Genomic DNA, 6,602 nt, shown 5'->3' with positions numbered 1-6,602 from the left:
TGGTGGTTTTATATTTCAAAAGGTTTTTTCAAACTTTAGATTTCTATTTTAAATTATTAGTTGCTTTTATTCCAGCGGTAGTTTTAGGATTACTCTTCAGCAAAAAAATTGATGCTTTATTAGAAAGTCCTGTTACAGTTGCTGTTTCTCTTCTAATTGGCGGAATTATTCTATTAAAAGTTGACGATTGGTTTAACAATTCATCTGAAACAGAAATTACTTATCTAAAAGCTTTTAAAATCGGATTGTTTCAGTGCATTGCTATGATTCCTGGTGTTTCTAGAAGTGGTGCTAGTATTGTAGGTGGAATGTCTCAAAAATTAGCAAGAACATCGGCAGCGGAATTTTCGTTTTTTCTTGCAGTTCCAACGATGCTTGGTGCAACACTTAAAAAATGTTACGATTATTATAAAGACGGTTTTGTATTGACTCACGACCAAATAAACATCCTAATCATTGGAAATATAGTTGCCTTTATTGTAGCACTTTTAGCTATTAAAACGTTTATTGGTTTTTTAAGTAAAAATGGTTTCAAAGTTTTTGGTTATTACCGAATCATAGCTGGAATTGCATTGCTACTTATACACTTTTTTATTCATCCGCTTACCATCATTTAATGACTCCAGAAGATTATCTAAACGGTCAAGTTTTACTCATAGACAAACCATTGAAATGGAGTTCTTTTCAAGCGGTAAATAAGCTAAAATATTCGCTTATAAATAAATTGGGGTTGCCAAAAAAATTTAAAATTGGTCATGCAGGAACACTAGATCCATTAGCGACTGGTTTGTTGATAGTTTGTACAGGAAAATTTACCAAAAGCATTTCCGAAATACAAGGTCAAGCCAAAGAATATACTGGAACTTTCTGTATTGGTGCTACGACGCCATCGTATGATTTGGAAACCGAGATTGATGCTACTTTCCCTACTGAACACATCACCGAAGCATTAATTCACGAAACGGTAATGCAATTTTTAGGCGAAATAGACCAAAAACCACCTGTTTTTTCGGCTATTAAAAAAGATGGCGTGCGATTATATGAACATGCTCGTGCAGGTGTTGAAGTAGAAATTGCTTCACGAAAAACCTTTATTCACGAATTCGAAATTACTCGAATTGCTTTACCTGAAATCGATTTTAGAGTCGTTTGTAGCAAAGGAACTTATATTCGTTCGTTAGCTTATGATTTTGGATTGGCTTTACAATCCGGCGGACATCTTACGGTTTTGCGAAGAACAAAAATTGGTGATTATGATGTGAAAAATGCCATTGATGTTACTTTGTTTGATGAGTCAATTGCTCCAAATGATGCATCAAAGTAGTTAATTCATTCTGAGTGCTCAATCCTTTGTCGTGCAAATACCACAATTGTAATTCTGTTTTTGCAGTTTCATCAACCACACCATATTGTTGTTTGTAACTGCGTATCAGTTTTGTTGCGCCTTCTGGTCTTGGGCCCCAAGTTCCCTTCATTTCGAGTGTTTGTTTTTCTAAAATGATAAGTTTCGGAATCGATTTGCTTCCGTGGGTAAGAAACATATCCATAAGCGGTTTATTTTCGTCTCTAAATAGCAATTTTAACTCAACGTTTTTAGACGTATTTGCCATTTTATTAAAAATTGGAACTAGCTGCGCCGCATCACCACACCAACCTTCGGCAAGAACCAACCAATAATATTCGTGCATAAGCGTGTTTAATTCTTGCGTGGTTTCAATACCAACATGAACTGTTTTGTCCAACCGATTCATTCTGGTTTCGTTCAGTTTGCTATAATGTAGCAAATCGTCCGATTGCTCGTCTCCTGAAGACTTATCTTGTTGAATTAGATCTGAAATAATATTCCGATATTCCGAATAAGTAATTGCATTTAAAAAACTTTGGGCTATAACTGTCTTCATAATAATTTAAATTGCTGTAGTAAATTTACAAATAATTTTAAAACAAATTCTTACATTTGAAAAAACTATTTTATGAGAAATCGTTGTGCTTGGTGCTTGTCTAGTGATTTATATAAAGAATATCACGATAACGAATGGGGGAAACCTGTTTACGATGATGCTACGCTATTTGAATTTTTAATACTAGAAACGTTTCAAGCGGGCTTAAGTTGGATTACTATTTTGAATAAAAGAGAAAATTTTCGATTGGCGTTTGATGATTTCGATTATAAAAAAATAGCCCGTTATTCCGAAGCAAAACAAGAAGAATTGTTGCAAAATGCAGGGATTATTAGAAACAAACTCAAAGTAAAATCGGCAGTGACAAATGCGATTGCTTTTATGGAAATTCAAAAGGAATTTGGCAGTTTCAGCAAATATATCTGGGGTTTTGTAGACGGTAAACCAATTGATAACAAACCAAAAACACTAAAAGATGTTCATGCAACCTCAGCCATATCGGACGCTTTGAGTAAAGATTTGAAAAAAAGAGGATTCAAATTCGTGGGCTCGACCGTAATGTATGCGCACATGCAAGCAACTGGAATGATAAATGACCATGTAGAAGATTGTTGGACGAGAAGTTAGATTGCTGTTTTCAAAATCCTCAAAAAATCTTCTCTCGAAATTTCTCGACATCCCAAACTATCTAAATGATCATTGTAAATCTGACAATCTAGTAAGTTATACTGATTTATTTTCAGATAATTTACCAATGAAATAAACGCCATTTTCGAAGCATTACTTACTCTGGAAAACATACTTTCTCCACAAAAAACAGGAAACATATCTACGCCATACAATCCTCCAACTAATGTGTCGTTTTGCCAAACCTCAACCGACATCGCTTTGCCTAATTCATGTAGTTTGCAATAGGATTCAATCATTTCATCGGTAATCCAAGTGCCGTATTGTCCTTCTCTTTTTATTTCTTGACAATGCTGAATAACTTCACGAAAAGCTTTATTGAAGGTTACTTGAAAAATGTTTTTATTAATAATATTTCGCATGCTGTGAGAAACTATCAATTCCTCTAGAAACAAAACCATTCTTTGCTTTGGAGACCACCACATAATTGGATCACCATCTTCAAACCAAGGAAAAATTCCGTTTTCGTAAGCTAATAATAACCTTTCGGTAGATAAATCGCCACCAATAGCCAAAAGACCATCAGGCGTGGATTCATTTGTGTTTGGAAAAGATAATTCTTGGGTTAAAAAATGCATAATTAATAATAATTTCAAAAATCAATGGCAATATAGATCCCCGCCTGCGCGTTAAAGACAAACCAGACGCACTGACTTTACCACGCAGGCGGGAATCCAAAATAATTATAAAAAAAAGTCAGAAATAAATATTACTTCTGACTTTTATTATCGTTCTTCTTTTCTCTAAAATTAGAAAGGTAAATCGTCGTGCTCTTCTTCTTTAAAGCTTGCTGCCGGCTCAAATGTTTCGGCAGTTGGCATTGGTGGTGATTGTGTATTTGGTGCTTGTGCAGCTGCCAAACGTTCTATTCTCCAACCTTTGATGCTATTGAAATATTTAGTTTCTCCTTGAGGATTTACCCATTCTCTACCACCTAAATTGATAGATACTTTTACGTCTTCTCCAACATTATAGCTATTTAATAAATCAGCTTTGTCTTGAACAAATTCTATCATTATCGATTGTGGATATTGCTCGTCTGTGGTTACAACCAATTCTCTTTTTTTAAATGAGGCACTAATTTGTTGTTCTGCCCCAACCACTTTAATTTTTCCTGTAACTTCCATAACTTATCGTTTTGCTAATAATACTTTCCATGCCGAAAGTACGTCTTGATTATTCAAATATTCTTTTGCTTTAAAATGCACTTTTTGTTCGTCATCTGAACTTAAAACACCTTTTACAGCAAAATTTTCGTTTACAAATATAGTAATTTCTTCTTCAGTAGGCAAAGCTTCAACATTTCCTAACATACCTAAATCATTTCCATCAAAAACGGAACTTTCTTTAATGAAATTTGGAATACGATCTACTCCAATTCCTAGTGTTACCAATGGTTTTGGCACTTCAAATAAACCTTGATTAGAACGAGAATACCAGTTACCGCCCAATCTCGAAACTAAATCGATTTTATATTGGTCGATAGCCCCTTTTTCGTCCAAAATTTCTTCATTAATGTGAATACGAACTACTTCACAAATAATTAAATTTCCTGCGCCACCTTCTTGACCTAATTCGATAATTTCGTTCACTTTACATTCAAACTGAACAGGCGATTCTGCCACACGAAAAGGTTTTACAACATCGGAAGCAACAGGTGTTAAACCCGCTTTTAGAAATTCGTTAATTCCTTCAGCATATTCTGTACTTGATAAAGACGTTTGTTGTACAATATCATAATTCACCACATTTATAACTACTTCGCGAGTTGCTTTTGCATTCTCTAAAGTGTGTTTTGTAGTATTATCACGAACTCTTCTTGCTGGTGAAAAAATAAGAATTGGTGGATTTGCACTAAAAACATTAAAAAAACTAAATGGTGATAAATTTGGATTTCCATCAGCATCTATTGTGCTTGCAAACGCAATAGGTCTTGGGCTTACTGCTCCTTGCAAATAACCTTGTAGTTGCGCTGTCGTAATGTCTTTTGGAGAAATGCTGAGCATAATTGTTATATTTTCAACAAAAATAAGAAAAGGTTTTCATTTGAAAACTAATTGTATTAATGATTAACGTCTTTTTTTATATATTTATACACTCAAGAAAAAATATGCAGTTTTCGAATCAAAATAATACAACCCGTTGGGTTTTAATTCTTTCATCGTTCCTAATCACAGTGTTGATTCTGTGGAATACTTATACTTTTTTTAAAATTTTTAAAAACGAAGAACGCTTAAAAATAGAATTGTGGGCCGAAGCACAAAAAAGTATTAATAATGCCACTTCAGATACTGATCTCGATCTTCCTTTTCACATTATTACAAACAACAATACAATTCCAATTATATTAACCAATCAGAAAGATAGTATTCTTCAATCTATTAATATTGATGAAAAAATTATCAAAGATTCGATAAAAGCAAAAGCACTTTTACAAAGTTTCAAAAACTCCAACAAACGTGTAGAAATGGAATATGTAAAGGGGAAATTTCATTATTTATACTACACAAATTCACCGTTGCTGAACAAATTAAAATATTATCCCATTGCATTATTATTGATAATTTTCCTGTTTGGCGCATTGGTATACAATTATTATAAAACCAATAAAATTTCTGGGCAAAACAAACTTTGGGCAGGAATGGCAAAGGAAACGGCGCATCAAATAGGAACGCCATTGTCATCTCTCATTGGTTGGGTCGAAATCATGAAAGCCGATAATGTAGATGAAACCACGGTCCAAGAAATAGAAAAAGACATACGTCGATTGTTAAACATTACCGATCGTTTTTCTAAAATAGGTTCGGAACCGGTTTTGGAAGAAAAAGATTTGGTCGAAGAAACTCAAAAAGCTTACGAATATTTACAATCTCGATTTTCTAAACAAGTTGTTTTTACGTTTAAAGCACCGGAACATCAAATTCCAGTTTCAATAAATCCAACATTACACAGCTGGACGATAGAAAACTTAGTAAAAAATGCCATCGATGCTATGAAAGGTCGAGGTTGTATTGATGTAACCATAGAAGATGATTGGAAAACTACCAAAATAAAAATAACCGATTCTGGTAAAGGAATTCCTAAAAAACAATTTAAAACCATCTTCGAACCTGGTTTTACAACCAAAAAAAGAGGTTGGGGATTGGGATTGTCATTAACCAAAAGAATTGTCGAAGAATACCACAACGGAAAAATAAGAGTATTGCAATCTGAAATAAATAAAGGAACAACAATTCAAATAAGTTTTAAACGATGAATTTAAGTTATTGGGAACTCAAAAATTGGTTTACAAATGTAGATTATACGATTGTAGGAAGTGGTATTGTTGGGCTTCACGCTGCGTTGCGGTTGCGTGAAAAATTTCCTGAAAGTAAAATTCTTATCCTAGAAAAAGGCATGTTGCCAGAAGGCGCGAGCACAAAAAATGCAGGTTTTGCTTGCTTTGGAAGCTTATCTGAAATTATTGATGATTTAAAATCACATTCCGAAGAAGAAGTTATTCAATTGGTACAAAAACGCTGGCAAGGTTTGCAATTACTCAGAAGAAATTTGGGTGATGAAGCAATCGATTTTAAACCTTTTGGCGGATATGAATTGTTTCTAAAAAATGACGAATCTACTTATAACGAATGTTTACAGAAATTACCGTTCATCAATGATATTTTAAAACTAATTTTCAAAGCCGAAGTTTTCGAAAAAAATATCGACCGATTTGGTTTCCAAAATATACAGGAATATACTATTTTCAATCCGTTTGAAGCACAAATAGATACCGGAAACATGATGCAAGCTTTATTAAAAAAATCACAATCTAATGGAATTTTAATTTTGAATAATCAGGCTGTTTCTAATTTTCATGACAATACGAATGGTGTAGAAATTCAAGTAAACGATTATAGCTTTACAACAAAAAAGTTGTTGTTTGCTACCAATGGTTTTGCCGGACAGTTAACAAACAATGAAGTAAAACCAGCCAGAGCACAGGTTTTAATAACTGAACCTATTCCGAATTTA

General features: G+C 33.6%; 9 protein-coding genes. 5 read left to right on the top strand and 4 right to left on the bottom strand.

From position 1 onward, the window contains the following. Together ACH2BG_RS09600 and truB are read left to right on the top strand one after the other, a co-directional pair. The coding region (locus ACH2BG_RS09600; protein WP_395047474.1) for an undecaprenyl-diphosphate phosphatase at positions 1–617 on the top strand (617 nt) is incomplete at its 5' end. Continuing rightward, on the top strand, positions 617–1,324 hold the full coding sequence (gene truB, locus ACH2BG_RS09595) for a tRNA pseudouridine(55) synthase TruB (RefSeq protein WP_395047473.1): 708 nt from the start codon (positions 617–619) through the stop codon (positions 1,322–1,324). The genes ACH2BG_RS09600 and truB, both read left to right, overlap by 1 nt. Here the strand turns inward: truB and ACH2BG_RS09590 are convergent. Continuing rightward, positions 1,278–1,901 (bottom strand): thioredoxin family protein, encoded by a 624-nt coding sequence (locus ACH2BG_RS09590; RefSeq protein ID WP_395047472.1) that lies wholly within the window; start codon positions 1,899–1,901, stop codon positions 1,278–1,280. The two genes, truB and ACH2BG_RS09590, sit on opposite strands and share 47 nt — an antisense overlap. 72 nt (positions 1,902–1,973) lie before the next feature. On the opposite strand from ACH2BG_RS09590, the gene ACH2BG_RS09585 reads away from it, so the two are divergent. Next, positions 1,974–2,528 (top strand): DNA-3-methyladenine glycosylase I, encoded by a 555-nt coding sequence (locus ACH2BG_RS09585; protein ID WP_395047471.1) that lies wholly within the window; start codon positions 1,974–1,976, stop codon positions 2,526–2,528. On the opposite strand, the gene aat is transcribed toward ACH2BG_RS09585, so the two are convergent. From aat to ACH2BG_RS09570, 3 genes are all read right to left on the bottom strand, one after another. Next, the gene (gene aat, locus ACH2BG_RS09580; protein ID WP_395047470.1) at positions 2,525–3,166 is read right to left on the bottom strand and encodes a leucyl/phenylalanyl-tRNA--protein transferase; all 642 of its coding nucleotides are present in this window, start codon (positions 3,164–3,166) and stop codon (positions 2,525–2,527) included. The two genes, ACH2BG_RS09585 and aat, sit on opposite strands and share 4 nt — an antisense overlap. Before the next feature lie 171 nt (positions 3,167–3,337). Next, a complete protein-coding gene (locus ACH2BG_RS09575) occupies positions 3,338–3,715 on the bottom strand; it encodes a DUF3127 domain-containing protein (protein ID WP_395047469.1) in 378 nt (125 codons plus the stop codon). A gap of 3 nt (positions 3,716–3,718) precedes the next feature. Then, a complete protein-coding gene (locus ACH2BG_RS09570; protein WP_395047468.1) occupies positions 3,719–4,594 on the bottom strand; it encodes a flavin reductase family protein in 876 nt (291 codons plus the stop codon). Positions 4,595–4,698: 104 nt separating this feature from the next. Here ACH2BG_RS09570 and ACH2BG_RS09565 point away from each other — a divergent pair, with 104 nt between their 5' ends. Together ACH2BG_RS09565 and ACH2BG_RS09560 are read left to right on the top strand one after the other, a co-directional pair. Further along, the gene (locus ACH2BG_RS09565; RefSeq protein WP_395047467.1) at positions 4,699–5,844 is read left to right on the top strand and encodes a sensor histidine kinase; all 1,146 of its coding nucleotides are present in this window, start codon (positions 4,699–4,701) and stop codon (positions 5,842–5,844) included. After that, a partial coding sequence (locus ACH2BG_RS09560) for an NAD(P)/FAD-dependent oxidoreductase (RefSeq protein WP_395047466.1) occupies positions 5,841–6,602 on the top strand: 762 nt, incomplete at its 3' end. The genes ACH2BG_RS09565 and ACH2BG_RS09560, both read left to right, overlap by 4 nt.

It is taken from the genome of Flavobacterium sp., assembly GCF_043779715.1.
In the GTDB taxonomy this organism is placed as follows: Bacteria; Bacteroidota; Bacteroidia; order Flavobacteriales; family Flavobacteriaceae; genus Flavobacterium.
The sequence above is the reverse complement of the archived record's forward strand: the minus strand, read 5'-3'. Positions and strand labels throughout refer to the sequence as shown.